Source organism: Mesorhizobium sp. RCAM 05104 (assembly GCF_059683645.1).
Map to the genome: position 1 here is coordinate 2,739,738 of NZ_CM185033.1, position 19,795 is coordinate 2,759,532.

Consider the following 19,795-nt stretch of genomic DNA (forward strand, 5'->3'; position numbering starts at 1 on the left):
GCCTTCAAACGCGTCGTGCAGCCCGTCGCAGGCGCGAGGATTTCACCCACGACACGACGCCTTGAAGTTGCCTGACGGCGCGAGCAGATTCTGAAGCAGCGGTTAGCAGTGAAAGCGCAGCCGTCCGCAGGTGAGATAGTGGGGAACCCCATCTGGGGCCGTCCAGGTGACGGAAGCGCCGCTCATCGAAAGCACACCAAGTTCCATTCATGAGCCTGCCATTGAACCGTGCGTCTATGCCGAGTGTAACGAAAAAGAAGCGGCACGAAGTTCGACCCCTTGTGAATTCAAACGCGCGCATGACCCAGCGCCTTGTTGATCGCGGGAATGATCTTGTCTCCCCAGAGTTCGATCTGGCGCAGCATTGTCCTTTGGTCGAAATCCCCCAACTGGGTCTGGATTGCGATCTGATCCGGTTTCAGAATGTCGATCTCTTCCAGCAAGCGATCAATCACGCGATTCACGCTGCCGATCGGCATATTGTTGCGCATTGCCTCGAAGGACAGATCCTGCTGGGCGGGCGTTTCCTGCAGCAGGTAGCCGTCGTGGCTCTGCTGGCGGCGCTGATGCAGCGCCTCGGACAGGCGGCGCTGGAAGCGGGCGTTGTCGAGATAGCTCTTGATCTCCTCCCCGTCATCGCTGGCGTAGCAGCAACGCAGCAGCGATATCCTGGCGGCGGTGACATTTCTGTCCTCGGAAGCCGCCGCCTCCTTGATCGCTCCGCGCAACGTGCTCAAAGTCTCCAGGCCGTCGTGGAATGCCGTGACAAAGAAATTGTGTCCCTCGCGGTAGGCCCGTTTCATGCGGGCCGGGCCGCCGGCCATCCAGATCGGCGGGGCCGGCCTCTGGACGGTGGGTACTGAAATCGCCGTCGGGGGTATTTTCTCATAGTGGCCATCGTGCTCGAAGATGTTCTGGTTGAGACCTTTCAGAAGGATGTCGAGGTGTTCCGAAAAGATGGCCGGCGCCTCATCGATATTGACGCCGAAGCGCTCGAACTCGAACTGTTGGTATCCAGAGCCGACGCCGAGTTCCAGGCGACCGTTCGCAAGGATATCGGCGAAGCCGATCTCGGAGAGCAGACGCTGCGGTTTGTAGAGCGGCAGCACGCAGATGGCAGTGCCGAGGCGAATGGTGCTCGTCACGCCGGCGCAGTGGGCCACCATCATCAACGGCGACGGGATCAGGCTGTAGTTGTTGAAGTGGTGTTCTGCGAACCAGGCTGTGCCGAAGCCGGCCTGCTCCGAAACGATGGCCTGTTCGATGGAGTTTCGGATGACGATGTCGGGGGATTGATGATAGCCACGTTGGGCGGCCAGGATGAAGGTGGCGAATTCCACTGTGTTTCCTTGTTTGCTGCTGGTTGGCGGATTTGGAAATGCGCTCGTCCGAGACACCGATTGTCTCGGATCGGGCGCCTGGCAGGGGCACAGTGTTGCGATAAGCGGTTTTGCGATCCGCGGTTGCGGGCACGCCCCAGAGCTTGTCCCCGTGCCGAGGGACGTTTTGCCCCGCCGACATCTTCGATTGGGGCGGCGCTGCGGGCGCGTGCCAAGCCAGGGTCTCCGCTTTCATGAACAGCACCGGTCGCCTGGCGAATGGTCGATGTTCAAACAGCCGCCTGCGCAAAGCATTCGTCGTAGAGTTCGCTGGCGTTTCCTGCGTCACCGAACGCGGTCCAGCCGCCGTCCACATAGAGGATCGAGCCGTTGATGTATGAGGCGTCGGACGAAGCCAGGAAAAAAGCAGCATCTGCAACATCTTCCGGCCGTCCCATCCTACCCAAGGGGATTCGGCGTCCGATCGCTTTCGTGTCGATGCGGCGGGCCTTCGCCAACTCGCTAATGGCAGGCGTGCGGATGTAGCCAGGAGCGACAGTGGCAGTGCGAATGCCGACGGGCCCCAGTTCGGCCGCCATGCAGCGGGTCAGCATATCCATCCCCGCCTTCGAGGCGCCATAGGCATGACGCGGCGCGAAGGGCAGAAAGCTGTTGATCGATCCTAGGTTGAGGATCACCCCGCCGGGGCGCATCATCTTGATCGCTTCACGCGCGCAAGTGAAGGCGCCGGTGAGATTAACATGCAGGACATGTTCGATCTCTGCAGGCATTTGTTCGATGCCCGCCACAAAAGTGTCGACAGAAGCACCATTGACAAGGATATCAAGGCGCCCGAAGCGCCCCCGCAGCTCCTCAAACAGCGCCACCACCTCGCTCTCGATTGCCACATCCACGGATTTCGCTATGTTCTTGCCGCCGAGCAATGCAGCCAGGAGTGTCGCTGCGGCGGTATCTTTATCGGCGATCACGACGGTGTCACCGTTCGCGGCAAAACGGACAGCAACAGCGGCGCCTACACCGTTGGCGCCACCTGTGACGAGCACGACTCGCGCGTCGGTGCGTTCGGCCGGAGAGGAAAGTTCTGTTCTGGGGAACCCTTCCACCTCAGGGCTGGCGTCCCCGGGTTGGTTGAATGACATCCAGCCGCCGTCGACCACCAGGACCGATCCAGTGACGTAGCCTGCCTTCGCGCTGGCCAGAAAACGCACAGCCCGGGCGATCTCGTCGGGGCGAGCCATGCGTCCCATTGGCACCCGACGGCGCATCGCCGAGAGGTTCATTTTGCCTGCTCGTTCCAGCTCTGCAATCATAGGCGTGCGCACGCAGCCCGGCGCTACCGCCGTCACGCGGATGCCGCGAGAAGCCCACTCGCATGCAAGCGACTTCGTCAACGAGATCAGGCCCGCTTTCGAGGCTGCGTAGGCATTGCGCTTGGGATTGCTGGCCACGCCTGACATCGAAGCGACGTTGACGATGGCACCTCCCGGCCTCATGCGCCTCGCCGCCTCGCGCGCCATGAGGAACGGCCCAATCAGGTTTACTGCCAGGCCGCGTCGGAAGGCGTCGACATCGGTGTCGACAGTGGCAGCCATAGTGGGTCCCACCCCGGCGTTGTTGATGAGGACGCCGATCTGCCCGAACTGTGCTTCGACCCGGCCATAAAGCGCAACGATATCTCCCTCTCGTGAGACATCGCACTCAAGGCCAAAGTGCGGCTCGCCGAGATCGCGGGCCAGTTCAACCACGCCGCTCCCCGGAAGGTCCACCGCAACAATAGTGTCTCGATCTCCGGCAAGAACATCGACCAGGGCACGGCCGATCCCGCCCGCGGCGCCTGTTATAATGACGACCCGTCCTGCATGCTTCATGGGAACTTTCTCCAGGAGTCTCGGGAATCTCTGCCCTCGACGTCGTGCGGCCGAATGGTGTGCCGCGGTAGAGCACCTGTGCTGGTGCCGGTCGCTTGCGTTCCCAGACGTCGTCCGCGTGGGCTGCGGTCCAACTCTCGGTTGGATAGCCGAATGTGGTGAGCGACGCCTCAAGCACAGGCGCTTGCTCGATGAGCGGCTCTGCCAAAGTCCAGCAAATCGATGTAGACCGGCCTCGCCACGCTCGTGGCCTCAGAGCAGAGCGCTGTCACGGTCACGCTGTCGCGGGCAGAAAGGCTACCCTGCCGGCCGCATCTTTACCGTGCAGGGTGTCGCCAAGGCTGCTGTGGCGTAGCAGAGTTGTCATAAATTGTCGTGCCACCGATGTGGTTGTCCCGTTCGGAAGCTGGGAACGCATTATCGCGACAAACAACGCGACTTTCCGATCGTGTAGACCGGATCGTTCGGATACGGTGCTCCAATCGGCTGTCGCAGGCCGAACCGTTCTGCCTCAAGCACCGCCGCTGGGATCTGCTCCTCGAGCCAATCGTAGACGACGGTCCGTTCGGCAATCCGCCACTCGCCTGCCCTCTTTTGAAAGAGATCGCAGTAGCGCCCGCTTAGCAGCATCTGGCGCATTTCTCCGTCTTTGTCCGGTCCGCGTTGCAGCGCGGTGAAATAGCTCTCGACTGCTGCCTCTGCCGGGTTGATGATTTCGACAAGGATGTTCGTGATCTGATGGATGTTGCGCGGTCCGGTCTTGAAGACACCGAGCGCAAACCGGATGAAGCCCTCTGCCGAACCGCAATAGGCCCCGTGATTGTCATGTGCATCAGGCCAGTAGGCGCTACGCAGCGCTGCCTCATCGGCGCGGTCTATCCCGCGGCAGTACCGATAGAGGCAGTCGCGGATCGCCTCACGGTCGAGTAGTTCGGTAAATGTTGCTTGGTCCATAGTCGCAAATTCCGTGGTGCTGAGGTGTTCCTGGAGCGCAGTCTTCCGTTTGCGCCTGGCCTCGGCTACTAGGCGCGCAGCAGGCGGATCGTCTATTTCCAGCGCTAGTTCGGGGCAAGATCGCACCCCATCTGCCGCAAGCAGTTGCTCCCCGTCCGCAATATCAATGTCACCGGGTAGGATGTAGCCCGCCTCATCCAGCTTGAAGACTGCCGGCGCTCGCGCCGAGCATCGCGCATGACCCTGGCACCTGGTTTTGTGAACGATAATGCGCACGGCTACTCCCACGTCTGTGCCCAGCTCCGGGCGGCCTTGGTCAAGCCCAGTCCAGGATCAGATTTTCGATCCCGAACACATGGCCGCCATGGGTGATGGGTGCTGTTCCCTCCTTGATCCGAAAGGGCGGTATGCGCGCCAGCCACTCCTCCAGCCCAATGACAATTTCCCGCCGGGCGAGATGTGAGCCAAGGCAACGGTGGGGACCATAGCCAAAGGCGGCGTGGCGGTTGCCCTCTCGCGTCAGATCGACCGTGTTGGGGGACTCGAATTCCGCGGGGTCACGATTTGCAATCATCGTGGCGCAGGAAACAAAGTCCCCCTTGTGGATCGGCGCACCTTTGAAATCGATATCTTTCCGTGCCACGCGGATCATCTGAACGCTCGGATAGGCGCGCAGCAATTCTTCGGCGGCGAGCACAATCCGGTCTGGTTCGTTCCGCAGCAATTCCTGGTCTTCGAGGTTGCGCGCGAGATAGGTCAAGTCGAAGCCAATGGCTGCAGCGACGGTGTCGAGCCCCGCCACGAAGGTAAGCACGCCAATGCCACGGACCTCCTGGTCCGTCAGCCCGCGACCCTCGACCTGTGCATGCACGATGAAGCTCATGAAATCGTTGACGGGCTCTTTGCGGCGCAGCGCTGCCAGTTCGTCAATGAACGCAACAATCGTCCGAGCGGCCGCCGGCCGTCTGACATCGTCGCCGTGGAGCAGATCTTTCGCCCAGCCGACAAATGTATCGAGACGGTGATCCGGCAGTCCGAGAAAGCGAAGGAAGATGTTGACCGCGAAAGGAAAGGCGAAGTCCTTCATCACGTCGCAGCTTGTGCCCGACGAGGCGATGCTGTCGATGAGCGTTATCGCTCGCTCGCGGATAGTCGGTTCAAATTCCGTTATACGCTGTGGCGAAAGCAGCGGATTGAGCAGTGAGCGAAAGACTCCATGGTACGGTGGATCGAGTTCGAGCGGGATCATCGGCCAGTCCTCGCCCAGTGCGGATGCGAAGATGCTGCGATGACTGGAAAAGACTTCGGTCTCCTGCAGCACCCGGCGCTGATCTGCCGCGCGAGTGATGACCCAAGTACCCTGCCCAGCCCGCGTGTTCCAAGGCGAATAAAAGATCGGCGGTCCCGCATGCACGCAAGCGACTGCTGCGTGCGGATCGCCGTTGGGCGTCGGGGACATGCCTGGCGACGTAAAAAGACTGAAGTCTCCCACCATTTCCGGGGGGACATGATCTGGAACCGGGTTGGCCGCCATTTGGTTCTCCTGCGTTCAGGCGTTTACGCGCTCGACTGAGATACCGCTGAACTGCGTAACGCACTGCCGACATCGCCTCAGATGACATTGAGCAAATCGCGTGCCGAATAGGCGCACCGTTGGCGCTGCTCATATATCCGTAGTGGCCCCGGTGTGGGGCGACGCCTGGTAGGTCTTTCGACATTCTTGTCCGTTCCAGACACGACAACGTTGCGCATAGAAAGCTAACGAGGAGCCTAGTGAAGGAGGCTAAGGATCGAACGAGGTCCCTCCCAGACCGGGTGTGGCTCGGCGGTAGGGAAGCCGCTCGCGAGCGCGCCCTCCACAAGCGCTGTAGGGAGCGAGCGGCTTTGCGGTGGCAATCGACAGTTCGCAGGTCAGGTTGGGGTTGCTGACACCAATTAATTCGTAGGAACGATCGATGACCGACGACATGATGAGCCTGCGCGCTCGTGGAGAAGGCTCCGTCAGCCGAGGCTATCGCGGGCCGCAAATAACTGATCTTTGAAGATTGCTCCTCGACATTCTTCTGCGTCAGGATCACCTCGCTTGGCGGTGACGATGGTCTCGTCGGACATCTGCTGCTAGCCGGAGAAATCCTGGACCGCACTGGTCGTACCGGCAACCCGGCCGTCGACTGCTGCGTCGCCGCCTGAGCCAAGAATCTACCCGCCCTGCTCCGATAGCACGAACAGGATGCGCTGGCGTTCTTTGATGATACGGTCTGCTTTGGGCGGCGTTCAGCTTTGCATCCATCTCGCACGCTATCCTTTCGGACTTGGCATTAGACGCCGAGGGGCCTTGCTGGCGACATGGATTGTTCGAGCATGCCTTTGTGGAGCCGTCCCTCAGGAAACTTGACGGAAGGCCCGATCGATTTCGACCACTTGCTGCCACCCGCCGCCGTACAGGGCCGGGATGTTGGACGTTCGATCGACGTACAGCTGACGCGTTAGCCCACATTGGGCAGCTTCCGGTTCTGGTACATCGCAACGGAAGCATTGATGGCTATGCTCGCGAACCGTGTAGGCGCTCTGGGGAATGGAAACTCCGATCGAGGCGAGCCGCGACGGATCGCAAAAGACAGCTGTGCCCTCGTTGGCCTCGGCAGGCAGAACGGTGGTCAGCAGAATCCTGGGTGGCGGGGCGGACGCCGAGTGAAAACGGAAATCAACATGCATCGGTCTTACCTCAAGCGGCGGTTGAATTGGGAATGCGCGGCAGGTTCTCGGTCAGTAACCGCCAGTCGTCGCGCTCGGGTTCGCCTTCCTTGCGCGTGCCGAAAAACTGGATGATCATCTTGCCGTCGGCGCCATAGGCTTCGAGTGACGTGACGTGGCCGTCCCTGGTCGGTTTGCGCACGGCCCAAACCTCACGGATGTGTTGGGTCCTGAGATGCAGGCGGAAAGTGGCGTCGAGTACGTTGATCCAAGGCCCGATCTGCCTGACGAACTTGATCGGGCCGGAATGGATCTGGATGCAGCCACGATTGCCGACAAAGCACATGATCGGCATCTCGTCATCGGCGACACGATGGAACATGCCGCCAACGGCAGCATTGTCGAGCAGCCAGGCGTAATCCTGGCCGACCATGCGGACCGCTTGGCGGCGGCTGAGGTTCAGCGTCTTCAGCATGCCGAAGAACTGGTGTACGTCGGTCAGCTGGCTCCAGTGCTCCCGTAGGTCGTCGATGGTAGCGGCTTGGTCCGGAGTCTTTGCCTCATTTTCCGCTGACCTCGTCTTAAGCGATACGATCGGCTCCTGGTTCGAGGATTGGAGCTCGTCTGTCAGTCTTTGATAGGCATAGAGGTTTGAGGACGGCCTCAGATGCACCTTGTGCACTGCCTCGCCTGCGGCGTCGAAAAATTGCAGGCTGCGGCGGATCTCCCCGCCTTCGCGTGTCTCGACGGCAAAGCCATGCACCCACACCTTCGGGAAGATGCGCAAATCAATGTCATTGCCGAGCACCATGGCGTGATGATTGCCGGTGAGCACGTTGTCGTAGGTACCTATCTTCTCATGCTCGGCACTGTCATTGCTGGTCAGCGCCATCACCTCGCCCACCGCCTCGAGACCGGTTAGCACATCATTGACGCGCGGCTCGATGCGCACCGTGCCAAAACCGCAATGTGCCGCGGAGAGCTCCGCTTCCGAAATGCCCAATTGGCCAGCGAGATCGCGGCCGCGGATTTTGGGGCTGTCTTCGCGTGCTCGCCGGATTCTCTCCGGCGAAGGTTTCTCGCGCTGGTGCATGTCTTACCTCTCTTGCCCATACTGTCGGTCAGGAGCCTAAGTCCTCGCCAAAAGGGAGCCTCAAAACTCGTGCCAATTGCTCAAAGCATCTCGGAAACTGGCCTAGGTGCCAGTTCATCGGGAACTCGGGCACGACCCCCTGTGGCGGACCCGACAAATCCGACAATACGTGTCGACTGCCCGACGCCTTCGCGGCAATTCCGAACCGGAATCGCGGCCGTGTTGCGATGTCGCACTGTTCGAGAACGGGTTTTCTCATTGGCACGGGTCATGCACGTTGACCCGCAAAATCGTCACGCACCGAGGAGAAAGCGAGCCATGATTACGCTCACCGACAAGGCCGTTGCCGCCGTCAAGACCGCCCTTTCCGCCGCTACTGACCCCGCTGAAGGCTTTCGCATCATGGTCGAGGCCGGCGGCTGCTCCGGCTTCAAATACTCAATTGGTCTGGAGAGCGTCCAGCGCGAGGGCGACGCGATCCTCGAGACAGATGGGATCAAGGTGTTCGTAGACGCCGGCTCCCAGCCGCATGTCGCCGGCATGACCGTCGACTTCGTCACCGGTTTCGAATCCTCCGGCTTTGTCTTCGACAATCCTAACGCGCGAGCGAAGTGCTCCTGCGGCAAGTCCTTCGGCTGATCGTCGAAGACGGAGAGAGGGCGCGAGAGGTGAGTTTGTCGCTGGCGACGGCGGCACCCTGTCTAGGTGAACTTGTGGGGAGCTGCACCGGCTCTGGATCGTCTCGGCTATCAACGCCGTGTGCAGGCTCGATAAGTCCTTGCGCTTAACGTCATTCCGCTCGATTGGAGACCACACCCATGTCAGTTGTCTATCTCGACAACAACGCCACGACACGGGTCGATCCCGAGGTCGTTCAAGCGATGTTGCCCTTCCTTACGGATCAATTCGGCAACCCTTCGTCGGCGCACGGTCTTGGCACCCTTGCCGGCGCTGCGTTGAGGAACGCGCGGCGGCAGTTGCAGGCACTGATCGGTGCGGAGTCCGATGACGAGATCACCTTCACCTCGGGTGGGACGGAAAGCGACAACGCGGCCATTCTTTCGGCACTCGAGGTGATCCCTGACCGGACAGAGATCGTGACTTCCGCCGTCGAACATCCGGCCGTGCTGACGCTTTGCGCGCATCTCGAGCGGACGCGCCGGGTCAAGGTGCACAGGATCCCGGTGGATCGCAATGGCCGGCTCGACATTGAGGCTTACCGGGCTGCCCTCACCCCAAACGTGGCAATCGTCTCCATCATGTGGGCCAACAACGAGACTGGTACGATCTTCCCCGTCGCCAAGCTCGCCGAATTGGCCAAGGAAGTCGGCGCCCTCTTCCACACCGATGCCGTGCAGGCGGTCGGCAAGCTCCCGATGAACCTGAAATCGACCGCTATCGACATGCTGTCACTCTCCGGCCATAAATTTCATGGACCGAAAGGCGTCGGAGCACTTTTCGTCAAGCGCGGGGTGCGCTTCCACTCGCTGATCAAAGGGGGTCATCAAGAGAGAGACCGGCGTGCGGGCACCGAAAACACGCCCGGCATAGTCGGGCTCGGCAGGGCAGCCGAACTCGCCCTGAAATTCATGGATGCCGAGACCACACGGATAAAGTGGCTCCGGGACCGGCTGGAGAACGGGGTTCTTCAGCGTGTCCCAAACTCCTTTGTCAACGGCGATCCGTTGGAGCGCTTGCCGAACACCCTAAACATCGCCTTCGAACGTATCGAAGGTGATGGAATCCTGCATCTCCTCGACCGCATGGGCATCGCCTGTTCCTCCGGCCCCGCCTGCACCTCCGGCTACCCGGAGCCGAGCCACGTCCTGAGGGCGATGAATATCGCACATGGGGCGGTCCGCTTCTCATTCTCGCGTGACAACGACCAAGACGACGTGGACCGAGTGCTCGAGGTCTTGCCTGCCATCGTGGATAAGCTGCGCGAGCCCCTCAGTTCTGCGCCGGAAGGGCGGAGTGCCGAAGACCGTCAATGCGGTCCAGGTCTCAGCGCCGGAAGCACCGGCGACCATTCATGAGCAGTCAGGTCTTTCTCAACGATACGACCCTGCGCGACGGCGAGCAGGCACCCGGCGTTGCTTTCACGGTGGCGGAAAAACTTGAGATCGCTGAGTCGCTTGCGGCAGCCGGCGTCCATGAGATCGAGATCGGCACGCCGGCAATGGGCGCCGACGAGATCGACGCAATTCGCGCCGTGGTCGCGCGGAGCCTCCCGGTGCGGCTCACGGCCTGGTGCCGGATGACCTCACCGGATCTCGATGCAGCGATCAAGAGCGGGGTCCGCGCCGTCAATCTGTCGTTGCCTGCATCGGACATCCAACTTGCCGCCAAGCTCGGCCTCGATCAAGCAGGAGCGCTCCAGCTTATCGAGTATATGGTCGGGCGCGCAGCCGCCAGCGGCTTCTCCGTCGCCGTGGGCTGCGAGGATGCTTCGCGAGCCGACCGGGATCATCTCGCCCGCGTTATCAAGACGGCGGCGCGCGCCGGCGCAAGCCGCGTGAGGCTGGCTGACACAGTCGGCGTTCTCGACCCCTTTTCGACCTTCGAGCTTGTCGCCCAGCTCGCCGCGGAGTCTCCCGTCGACCTCGAATTCCATGCGCACAACGATCTCGGCCTCGCTACGGCCAACACCCTGGCGGCGATCCGCGCCGGCGCGCGCCATGCTTCAGTCACCGTCCTTGGACTCGGCGAGCGCGCGGGCAATGCCGCGCTGGAAGAGGTGGCCGCCGCGTTAGCCGTCCTCCAGCACGCAGATACTGGCATCGACCTGACCGCATTGCCCGCCCTGGCAGCCAAGGTGGCGCAGGCGTCACGCCGACCGACAGCCGCCACCAAGCCGATCGTCGGGGCCGATGTTTTTGCCCATGAATCCGGCATTCACGTCGCAGGGCTGCTGAAGGACCCGCGAACCTATCAGGGGCTCGATCCGGCTCTCGTTGGCCGCTGCCGGCGTATCGTCATCGGGAAGCATTCCGGCGTCACCGCGATCGCCCATGTGCTGAGCGAAAGCGGCCGCGATCTCGACCCGGATCTGGCGGCCGCGATGCTTGTCTGCATCCGCCGCAAGGCGGCCAAGCTCAAATCGAGCATCACCGCCATGCAACTGGTCGATATCTATGACCGAATGTGCAGCGAGGCAGCAGGCGCGACTTTGGCATCGAGTGAGGTGGCCTGATGTCGCTTGTCGTCGCCATCATCTCGAATCGTACAGCAGCCACGCGGAGACGGAGAAGGCGTTCCGCCGTCCCATTGGCTATGACGTCCAAAACCTTCTGGAGATCAAGGTGCATGATCCGGCCCCGTCTGGCCGGTCTCCTCATAGGTGCAAGCAACAAGACCTCGGTCCCACCCAGGTCGGAGCCCAGCCAGATCGAGAGCCAATGCGGCAATAATCGAGCCCATCTCGCACTGCACGGCGCTGCGCATGCGCCCGTTCGCCACGCCCGGGCTGGGCACCGGATGCCCAGCCTTGGCGACGAAGCGATTGTCTCGCTGGCTCAGCCCACCTGGTTCATCAAGCTGCGGGTTTCGCGGCTGCAGATCAGAGTTTTTCGTATCTGACCCCACAGTTTTCCGACAAGGGAGAATGCAATGACCTGTTCCGCTGACGGCCGTCCCATCGACGTCACCGATATCCTCGCGCGACTGAAAGGCCTGTCGGCCGCGGAGGAGTTCTTCTCTGTCCTTGCCGTCTCGTATGATCCGAAGGTACTCAATGTTTCACGGCTCCATATCATGAAGCGTGTGGGACAATACCTTGCTGAGGAAGATTTCTCCGGTCTGCCCGACCCGGTGATCGCCGCGCGCGTGCGCGCCATGCTGGAACGGGCTTACGGGGACTTCGCGGTTTCCTCGCCGCTCACGCACCGGGTCTTCAAGGTGCTCAAAGACCACGATCCGGACAAAGCTTGCACGACAGGCCGCGGCTACGTTCCGTTCGATTCCGTCCTGAAGCGGTTCGGCAGGGAATAAGGACGACATAGCTGCGACGCGACAATGTCAATAACCCGACAAATCCGGTCATCGCGACGGCGTCTTCAGAAATGACCAGCCGAATTTCAAAGGAATAGTGGCCGCAAAGCACTTGGCACGAATGATGCTGCCAAGAACTCGCACCGCCAGCCCGCATCCGGTTAACAGCGTAGAGAAACGCCAATGCACATCGTCGTCAGCATAAAGCAGGTGCCGGACTCGGCACAGATACGGGTCCATCCAGTGACGAACACCATCATGCGCCAGGGTGTGCCGACCATCATAAACCCCTACGACCTATTCGCCCTCGAAGAAGCACTCAGGCTACGCGACGCTTATGGTGGGGAGGTCACCGTGCTCACTATGGGTCCACCCATGGCAGAGGACTCCCTGCGCAAGGCGCTTGGCTACGGCGCCGATCGCGCGGTGCTTTTGACCGACCGCTATTTTGCCGGTTCCGACACACTGGCGACGTCATTTGCTCTCTCTCAGGCAATCGCGAAGATTGGCGAAACCTTCGGCACGCCGGACGTGGTCTTCACGGGCAAGCAGACGATCGACGGCGACACCGCGCAAGTCGGGCCCGGCATCGCCAAGCGTCTCGATCTCCACCAACTCACCTATGTCGCGAAAATCGCTACCATTGATCTTGCTGCGCGCGAGATCACGGTGGAGCGTCGTTGCGAGGGCGGGACGCAGACGCTGAAGAGCAAGCTGCCTTGCCTCATCACCATGCTGGAAGGCACCAACGAGATGCGTCGGGGCTCGATCGAAGACGCATTGAGCGCTGCGCGGAGGCAGATTGTGAAATGGAATGCGGCCGAGGCGGGCATTGAGGACCTCACCAAGTGCGGCTTGCGTGGCTCGCCGACGGTCGTCAAACGCGTTTTCGCCCCTACCGCGCGGTCGGAAAAGGCGGCGCAAATTGACACGGCCGAAAAGACGCTGCGCGATCTCGCCGACGAACTGATTGTTGCAATTTTCACCCGCCAGCCGGCACTGGAACCGGAACTGGCCTTCGACGGCGCCTGACGGCAAGGAGCAGACCATATGTCGAGCGCGACCCCAGACACCCCCCGCCCGCCCGCCGGCCGTGCCGGGATGAAGAAGGAGCTGCCCGAGCGTTTCAGGGCCTATCGGCACGTTTGGGTTTTCATCGAGCTCGAACGCGGCCAGGTCCACTCCGTATCCTTCGAATTGCTTGGTGAGGGCCGCAAGCTAGCAGACAAACTTGGCGTCCAGCTCGCGGGCGTTGTGCTCGGACCGCCGGAAGAAGCCACCCAGAACGCAGTCGCCGAAGCCTTCGCCTATGGCGCCGACCTTGTCTACTTCGTCGAGGCGCCGCTGCTCGCCGACTATCGGAATGAGCCTTTCACCAAGGCGATGACCGATCTGGTTGATACTTACAAACCCGAGATTCTGCTTCTCGGTGCGACCACGCTCGGCAGGGATCTCGCCGGGTCCGTCGCGACGACCTTGCTGACAGGGCTCACGGCCGACTGCACCGAACTCGATGTGGATGCCGACGGTTCGCTTGCCGCGACCCGTCCGACTTTTGGGGGTTCCTTGCTATGCACGATCTACACGCTCAACTACAGGCCGCAGATGGCGACGGTGCGACCGAGGGTCATGCCCATGCCGCAGCGGGCGGACAGAGCGATCGGGCGCGTCATCGTGCACAAGCTGTCGCTGGCCGAGGATGAAATCGTCACCAAAATCCTCGGCTTTCTGCCGGATAGCCAATCAGGCACAGCCAATCTCGCCTATGCCGATGTGGTGGTTGCGGGAGGGCTCGGCCTAGGCGGGGCGGAGAACCTGCAGCTTGTGAAGAGTCTCGCGCGAGCGATTGGCGCTGAATTTGGCTGTTCGCGGCCGCTGGTCCAAAAGGGCTGGATGCCGGCGGATCGGCAGATCGGCCAAACTGGCAAGACAATCCGGCCGAAGCTTTACATAGCGGCTGGTATTTCCGGCGCGATCCAGCACCGCGTTGGAGTTGAGGCAGCAGATCTCATCGTGGCCATCAACACCGACCCGAACGCTCCGATTTTCGATTTCGCTCACCTCGGGATCGTCACCGATGCGGTGCGCTTCCTCCCCGCGCTGACCGAGGCCTTCACCCGGCGGCTGTCACCGCACAGCCGCGACAAGCTTGCGAGCTAAGGGAGATGGAGATGATCAACGAAGAGTTCGACGCCATTGTCATCGGGGCCGGCATGTCCGGGAACGCAGCTGCTTACACCATGGCAAGCGACGGCTTGAAGGTACTCCAGTTGGAGCGAGGTGAATATCCGGGCTCCAAGAATGTCCAGGGCGCCATCATGTACGCGAACATGCTGGAGAAGATCATCCCGGATTTCCGCGATGATGCACCTCTGGAGCGGCATCTGGTCGAACAGCGGCTATGGGTGATGGACGAGACCTCCCACACCGGGATTCACTATCGGTCGGAGGACTTCAACGAGGTGAAGCCCAATCGCTATACCATCATCCGCGCCCAGTTCGATAAGTGGTTTTCGCGCAGGGTGCGCGAGGCCGGCGCGACGGTTCTGTGCGAGACGACCGTGACGGAACTCGTGCGTGACGACAAGGGCAAGGTGATCGGGGTCGGGACGGATCGGGCTGGCGGAGCGATCTACGCGGACGTCGTTGTTCTTGCAGAAGGTGTCTGCGGGCTGCTTGGCACGCGAGGCGGCCTGCGCAAGATGCTGAAGCCGGAAGCCGTGGCGCTGGCCGTCAAGGAAATGCATTTCTTGCCCGAAGAGGTCATTGAGCAGCGGTTCGGCGTCAAAGGGAGTGAAGGCTGCGTGATCGAGGCAGTCGGCACGATATCCCACGGAATGGCCGGGCTCGGGTTCCTCTACACCAACAAGGAATCGATCTCACTGGGCATCGGCTGCCTGGTCTCGGATTTCACCGCGAAGATGGAGAGCCCTTACGCCCTCCTGGACGCGCTAAAAAACCATCCTTCGATCCGGCCGCTGATCGCCGGTTCGGAGGTGAAAGAATACGCGGCGCATCTCATTCCTGAAGGTGGCTACAAGGCAATTCCACAGCTCTTTGGCGACGGTTGGGTCGTTGTTGGCGATGCTGCGCAATTGAACAACGCCATTCACCGCGAGGGTTCGAACCTCGCCATGACCTCCGGTCGCATTGCGGCTGAGGCTATCATCAAGGTCAAGAAACGCAACGATCCCATGACCAAACGGAACCTCGCCCTTTACAAGACCATGCTGGATGAATCCTTCGTGGTGAAGGACCTGCGGAAATACAAAGACATGCCAGCCTTACTCCATAATAACGCCGGTAATTTCTTCACGACCTACCCACGGTTAATGTCGGAAGCCGCGCAGAACTTCATGCGGGTCGACGGCACGCCAAAGATCGAGAAGGAAAAGGCGACCACGGCAGCCTTCATCAAAGCGCGATCGCGGTTGGGTCTGGTCAGCGACGCGATCCGCCTGGCATTGGCGTGGCGGTGAGGCACTGACGACATGACGAACCCAGTGACGAATTTGCGTGTCGAGGACAAGCTCTACCAGAACCGCTATCTGGTGGACTCCGGCCGTCCGCATATAAGGGTGCGACCGCACGAGCAACCAAGCGCGAATCTGCTGGCGCTGACCCGCGTCTGTCCAGCGAAATGCTATGAGTTGAACGACAAGGGTCAGGTTGAAATCACCGCTGATGGCTGCATGGAGTGCGGCACCTGCCGCATCTTGTGCGAGACCAGCGGCGAGATCGAATGGAACTATCCGCGCGGTGGCTTCGGTGTCCTCTTCAAGTTCGGATGATCGGCGTTTGCACCGTTTTATAGGGCACTTGTGTACTCTTGGAGTTACCGCAAGCGCCAACCGCTGCTGGCACCGTCCTCGCAAAGGGGGTGGGTGAACAGTGTGCTTCCAAAATTGCATGAAAGGCGCTTGGGAATCTACGAGATATCGAAGGCCTTGCGAATGCCTTACTGGGTCCAGGCCAAGGCCGCTCGCATCCTCGGCGTCACGCCGCGGCAGGTCGGATACGCTTTGCGCCGACATAGTATCGAGGTGAAGAAATTCCAGCGTTCTCACGACGTGAAGAACAAGACCACACCCCTGCGCCAGGTGCGCGGGAAGCTGTCAGAGCCTGGGCCAAGCTGCTAGGGCCTCTGACGATCATCACCCTCTTGATCGCGGTCATGACGGAGCCCATTCGGGCGTCTTGACGAGAGTAAAGGGGAGGCACCGCCTCTCCTAACCGGAACCATGCCGACACAGGATGCGGCGACAACTTCACCACCGATGAGTTCGCCGCCGCCGAGATCGACATCTTCGTCGGAGACCGGTCGAGAACGTTGTGCCGAGGCGATCAGGGGTGAATTGATCGACAGGGGATTTCTGTCTCTCAATGATGTCCGGCCGCAGTCGCTTCCTCACGTTCTGCGGGTAGCCACTGTCGCAAGTCCGACAAACTATGTCGGAGCAACCCCATGATATCTGACGCGAAAGCCGATTGCCGGTCATAGTGCCGCCTTTTGAGTTGGCATTGCGCTTGCGCTTAGAACTGCGACGTCAACCCGCAACGGAGCCGTTCAATGTCCGCACCCGTGATTTCGGTCGAGAGCCTGACCGACACGAGGCTCTCCGACCAGTCGCTGGCGAGCGCGAATTCGGGTGGCTGCGCATCTACCTCCTGCGGATCGTCGAGAAGACCGGACGATCTGGATCCGGCTGTCTGGGACAAGATCAAGGATCACCCGTGCTTTTCAGAAGAGGCGCATCACTATTTCGCGCGCATGCACGTCGCTGTCGCGCCTGCGTGCAACGTCCAGTGCAACTACTGCAATCGCAAATATGACTGCGCCAACGAAAGCCGGCCCGGGGTTGTCTCGGAAAAGCTCACGCCCGACCAGGCGGTACGCAAAGTGATCGCGGTCGCCAACGAAGTGCCGCAGCTTTCCGTGCTTGGCATCGCCGGACCGGGTGATGCCTGCTACGACTGGGAGAAGACGAAGGCGACGTTCGAACGCGTCGTGAGGGAAATCCCCGACGTCAAGCTTTGCGTCTCTACCAATGGGCTCGCGCTGCCGGACCATGTCGCCGAGCTTGCCGACATGAATGTCGATCACGTGACGATCACTATCAACATGGTCGATCCGGAAGTCGGCACAAAGATCTATCCCTGGATCTTTTACGACCATCGCCGCTACGTCGGCATCGAAGCCGCCAGGATTCTGCACGAGCGGCAGATGCTTGGCTTGGAGATGCTGAGCGCGCGCGGCATCCTCACCAAAATCAATTCGGTGATGATCCCTGGAGTAAACGACCAGCACCTCATTGAGGTGAACAAGTGGGTCAAGCAGCGCGGCGCGTTCCTGCACAACGTCATGCCCCTGATTTCGGACCCAGCTCACGGCACGTACTATGGACTGACCGGGCAGCGCGGCCCAAATGCAATAGAGATGAAGGCTCTTCAGGATCGTCTTCAAGGCGGCGCCAAGCTGATGCGCCACTGCCGGCAGTGCCGGGCAGATGCCGTCGGTCTGCTCGGCGAGGATCGTGGCCAGGAATTCACGCTCGACCAGATTCCCGGCGAGCTCACCTACGATGCCAGCAAGCGCGAAGCCTATCGGGCGCTGGTCGCGGAAGAGCGCCGTGATCACCTGGCGGCCAGGAGCGAAGCGATCGGAATGGTCAAGACTGCGAGTTCCGGCAAGGCCCTCCTCGTCGCGGTGGCGACTAAGGGCGGGGGCCGCGTCAACGAACACTTCGGCCATGCCAAAGAATTCCAAGTGTATGAAGCCTCGCCGACAGGGATCAACTTTGTTGGGCACCGCAAGGTTGAGCAGTATTGCCTTGGCGGTTGGGGCGAGAATGCCACTCTCGACGGCGTCATGGCTGCACTGGAAGGCATAGACATCGTGCTTTGCGCCAAGATTGGAAATTGCCCCAAGGATCAGCTCGCGGACGCCGGTATCCGAGCAACCGACGCTTACGGTCATGACTACATTGAGACGGCAATCGGCGCCATTTACGCCGTCGAGTCTGGCGTCCGGGCACTCACGGCGACCGCCTGAGCCGTCTCATTTCACTCGAACCAGGAGTCAAAATGGCTTTCAAGATCATCGCATCCCAATGCACGCAATGTGGCGCCTGCGAATTCGAATGCCCGTCCGGTGCGATCAAGTTCAAAGGCGAGAGCTACGTGGTCGAGCCGCAGAAGTGCACCGAATGTGAGGGAGCATTCGACACGCAGCAATGTGCCTCGGTATGCCCGGTGCCGAAGACCTGCGTTCCTGCCTGACCCCAATCAGGCTACCGCATAGCGGCTGCCTCCGGGGGCCCGCGAACATCAACAACTGTAGCCTCAAAGAAACAAGGAACCGCCATGTGGCTCGCACGCGAACAGGAGGTCGAAATCCACAGGCCTCCCCGATTTAGGCCGGGAGAGCGGGTCCGTGCCACTCGTCACATAAAGAATGACGGCACCTATCCTGGCAGGGAGATCGGCGAAAATCTCGTGCGCAAGGGTGAAGAGGGTTATGTGCGCGACATCGGCACCTTTCTACAGCAGTTCTTTATCTACGCGGTCGAATGGATCGACCGTGGCACCATCGTTGGCATGCGAGCGCGTGAATTGATGAGCCTCGACAAAGCCGACCTTCCCTGCAGGGCCGAAGAAAACGCGAAGCAAGGAACGGCCCGATGAAAGTAATGATCCGTAGGACCGATGCCGGATTGTCCGCGTATGTTCCCAAAAAAGATCTCGAAGAGGCGATTATCAAGTTCGAGAACCAAGACTTGTGGGGCGGGGTCGTAACGCTCAAGAACGGCTGGCGCCTCCTCCTACCCGATCTTCCCCCGAATACGCGTCTGCCGATCACCGTCGAGGCAAGGAAGCTTCCGGACGAGGACTGATGCTGAGCCTTAATCAGAGGCGTCGAGAGGAAACGAGCATGAACACGATCCCGACCTCCGGCCACCACGTGGTCGTCCGCGACAGTTTTGCCCGAAAGCTGCTTGAGCTGGCCAGACGAGCGCTCGTCTGCGATCAGGTGATCCCGTATCTCGGTCCGGGTCTCCTCCGGCTCGGCTCCGCGGAGCCGCCCGTACCGTCGACCCCCGAAGCCGTTGCCGCGGCACTCAACACGCGGGCGCCAGCCCCCTCGAAGATCCGCACCAATATGTGGTCGGTCGCGCAGTTCATCGAACAGCGCCGGCATCGCCGCACACTTCAAGCTTGGATGACCGAGATATTCGCGGCGCCGGCGACGCCGACCGCCCTCCACGCTTGGCTCGCAAAACTCCCGCTCTCCCTCATCGTCGACAGCTGGTACGAAGGCGCGATGCGCGCAGCGCTAGCAGAGGCCGGCCGAACCGACGTCGTCGAGATACAAGGCATCACGCGGGCGAACGAGTTTGCTAACGTTTGGACCCGGACTTACGACTTGGCCGGAAGGGAACTTGACGCCGGAGCAGCGACAAAGACGGTTCTCTATACGCCTCATGGCAGTGTTAGACCGGCCGCAAATTTCCTCATCGCCGATTCCGACTATGTCGAAGCCCTGACCGAAATCGACATCCAGACGCCAATCCCTGAGGTGGTCAAGGAACGGCGCACCGACCGGGGCTTTTTCTTCGTCGGCTGCCGCTTCAACGATCAGATGCTGCGTACTTACGCCAGGCAGATCATGAAGCGCTCAGAAGGCCCACGTTACGCGATCATGGATGGGCAAGCGCTGACCAGAAACGAAGCCCGTTTCCTTGCGGCAAGCGGAATCACGGTGGTCGACATGCCAGCGAGCGAAGCCGTGGCGCAACTCACCGGGTCAGCGTCTTGAGCAGATAGTGGTCAGGATCAACTTGGAGGGCGCCTTTGAT

Annotated in this window: 19 protein-coding genes and 2 pseudogenes; 14 read left to right on the forward strand and 7 right to left on the reverse strand. The window is 60.8% G+C overall.

Annotated features, from left to right (window positions below; translation table 11 throughout):
* Window positions 1-287: 287 nt before the first annotated feature.
* The 7 genes and pseudogenes from AC56QP_RS13570 to AC56QP_RS13600 all read right to left on the reverse strand — a co-directional run bounded on the left by AC56QP_RS13570 (window position 288) and on the right by AC56QP_RS13600 (window position 7,949).
* Window positions 288-1,340 (reverse strand): LLM class flavin-dependent oxidoreductase, encoded by a 1,053-nt coding sequence (locus AC56QP_RS13570; protein WP_497100468.1) that lies wholly within the window; start codon window positions 1,338-1,340, stop codon window positions 288-290.
* A gap of 269 nt (window positions 1,341-1,609) precedes the next feature.
* Window positions 1,610-3,208, reverse strand: coding sequence for an SDR family oxidoreductase (locus tag AC56QP_RS13575; protein ID WP_497100467.1), 1,599 nt, complete (start codon window positions 3,206-3,208; stop codon window positions 1,610-1,612).
* 417 nt (window positions 3,209-3,625) lie between these two features.
* Window positions 3,626-4,162, reverse strand: a complete 537-nt coding sequence (locus AC56QP_RS13580) for a nuclear transport factor 2 family protein (RefSeq protein ID WP_497101040.1) — start codon at window positions 4,160-4,162, stop codon at window positions 3,626-3,628.
* A 153-nt stretch (window positions 4,163-4,315) separates the two neighbouring features.
* Window positions 4,316-4,450 (reverse strand): annotated as a pseudogene (locus AC56QP_RS13585) (ferredoxin); the annotation flags it as partial.
* Between the two features lie 28 nt (window positions 4,451-4,478).
* Entirely contained in the window at window positions 4,479-5,696 is a 1,218-nt protein-coding gene (locus AC56QP_RS13590) for a cytochrome P450 (protein ID WP_497100466.1), read from the reverse strand.
* Between the two features lie 848 nt (window positions 5,697-6,544).
* Complete coding sequence (locus AC56QP_RS13595) at window positions 6,545-6,877, reverse strand: hypothetical protein (RefSeq protein WP_497100465.1); 333 nt, start codon at window positions 6,875-6,877, stop codon at window positions 6,545-6,547.
* Window positions 6,878-6,887: 10 nt separating this feature from the next.
* A complete protein-coding gene (locus AC56QP_RS13600; protein ID WP_497100464.1) occupies window positions 6,888-7,949 on the reverse strand; it encodes a hemin-degrading factor in 1,062 nt (353 codons plus the stop codon).
* Between the two features lie 318 nt (window positions 7,950-8,267).
* On the opposite strand from AC56QP_RS13600, the gene AC56QP_RS13605 reads away from it, so the two are divergent.
* The 14 genes and pseudogenes from AC56QP_RS13605 to AC56QP_RS13670 all read left to right on the forward strand — a co-directional run bounded on the left by AC56QP_RS13605 (window position 8,268) and on the right by AC56QP_RS13670 (window position 19,755).
* Window positions 8,268-8,588 carry a HesB/IscA family protein gene (locus tag AC56QP_RS13605; RefSeq protein ID WP_111542612.1) on the forward strand — a complete coding sequence of 107 codons (321 nt, stop codon included), beginning with the start codon at window positions 8,268-8,270 and terminating at the stop codon, window positions 8,586-8,588.
* A gap of 179 nt (window positions 8,589-8,767) precedes the next feature.
* On the forward strand, window positions 8,768-9,985 hold the full coding sequence (gene nifS, locus AC56QP_RS13610; protein ID WP_497100463.1) for a cysteine desulfurase NifS: 1,218 nt from the start codon (window positions 8,768-8,770) through the stop codon (window positions 9,983-9,985).
* Window positions 9,982-11,142: a homocitrate synthase gene (nifV, locus tag AC56QP_RS13615; protein ID WP_497100462.1), complete on the forward strand. Its 1,161-nt coding sequence runs from the start codon at window positions 9,982-9,984 to the stop codon at window positions 11,140-11,142. Before nifS ends, nifV begins: the two co-directional genes overlap by 4 nt.
* 416 nt (window positions 11,143-11,558) lie before the next feature.
* Window positions 11,559-11,939, forward strand: a complete 381-nt coding sequence (gene nifW / locus AC56QP_RS13620; protein WP_497100461.1) for a nitrogenase stabilizing/protective protein NifW — start codon at window positions 11,559-11,561, stop codon at window positions 11,937-11,939.
* 183 nt (window positions 11,940-12,122) lie between these two features.
* Complete coding sequence (locus AC56QP_RS13625; protein ID WP_497100460.1) at window positions 12,123-12,971, forward strand: electron transfer flavoprotein subunit beta/FixA family protein; 849 nt, start codon at window positions 12,123-12,125, stop codon at window positions 12,969-12,971.
* An 18-nt stretch (window positions 12,972-12,989) separates the two neighbouring features.
* Window positions 12,990-14,099, forward strand: coding sequence for an electron transfer flavoprotein subunit alpha/FixB family protein (locus AC56QP_RS13630; RefSeq protein WP_497100459.1), 1,110 nt, complete (start codon window positions 12,990-12,992; stop codon window positions 14,097-14,099).
* A gap of 11 nt (window positions 14,100-14,110) precedes the next feature.
* Complete coding sequence (locus AC56QP_RS13635) at window positions 14,111-15,418, forward strand: FAD-dependent oxidoreductase (protein WP_497100458.1); 1,308 nt, start codon at window positions 14,111-14,113, stop codon at window positions 15,416-15,418.
* Window positions 15,419-15,430: 12 nt separating this feature from the next.
* A complete protein-coding gene (locus AC56QP_RS13640; RefSeq protein ID WP_111542606.1) occupies window positions 15,431-15,730 on the forward strand; it encodes a ferredoxin family protein in 300 nt (99 codons plus the stop codon).
* Window positions 15,731-15,838: 108 nt separating this feature from the next.
* Window positions 15,839-15,994 (forward strand): annotated as a pseudogene (locus tag AC56QP_RS13645) (helix-turn-helix domain-containing protein); the annotation flags it as partial.
* Window positions 15,995-16,509: 515 nt separating this feature from the next.
* Complete coding sequence (gene nifB, locus AC56QP_RS13650; protein WP_497100457.1) at window positions 16,510-17,991, forward strand: nitrogenase cofactor biosynthesis protein NifB; 1,482 nt, start codon at window positions 16,510-16,512, stop codon at window positions 17,989-17,991.
* A gap of 32 nt (window positions 17,992-18,023) precedes the next feature.
* A complete protein-coding gene (locus AC56QP_RS13655; protein ID WP_038655036.1) occupies window positions 18,024-18,218 on the forward strand; it encodes a 4Fe-4S dicluster domain-containing protein in 195 nt (64 codons plus the stop codon).
* Window positions 18,219-18,302: 84 nt separating this feature from the next.
* On the forward strand, window positions 18,303-18,623 hold the full coding sequence (locus AC56QP_RS13660; protein ID WP_038655039.1) for a nitrogen fixation protein NifZ: 321 nt from the start codon (window positions 18,303-18,305) through the stop codon (window positions 18,621-18,623).
* Window positions 18,620-18,832: a putative nitrogen fixation protein NifT gene (gene nifT, locus AC56QP_RS13665; protein ID WP_497100456.1), complete on the forward strand. Its 213-nt coding sequence runs from the start codon at window positions 18,620-18,622 to the stop codon at window positions 18,830-18,832. The genes AC56QP_RS13660 and nifT overlap by 4 nt, the downstream gene beginning before the upstream one ends.
* Window positions 18,833-18,870: 38 nt before the next feature.
* Window positions 18,871-19,755, forward strand: coding sequence for an SIR2 family NAD-dependent protein deacylase (locus AC56QP_RS13670; protein WP_497100455.1), 885 nt, complete (start codon window positions 18,871-18,873; stop codon window positions 19,753-19,755).
* Window positions 19,756-19,795: the final 40 nt, after the last annotated feature.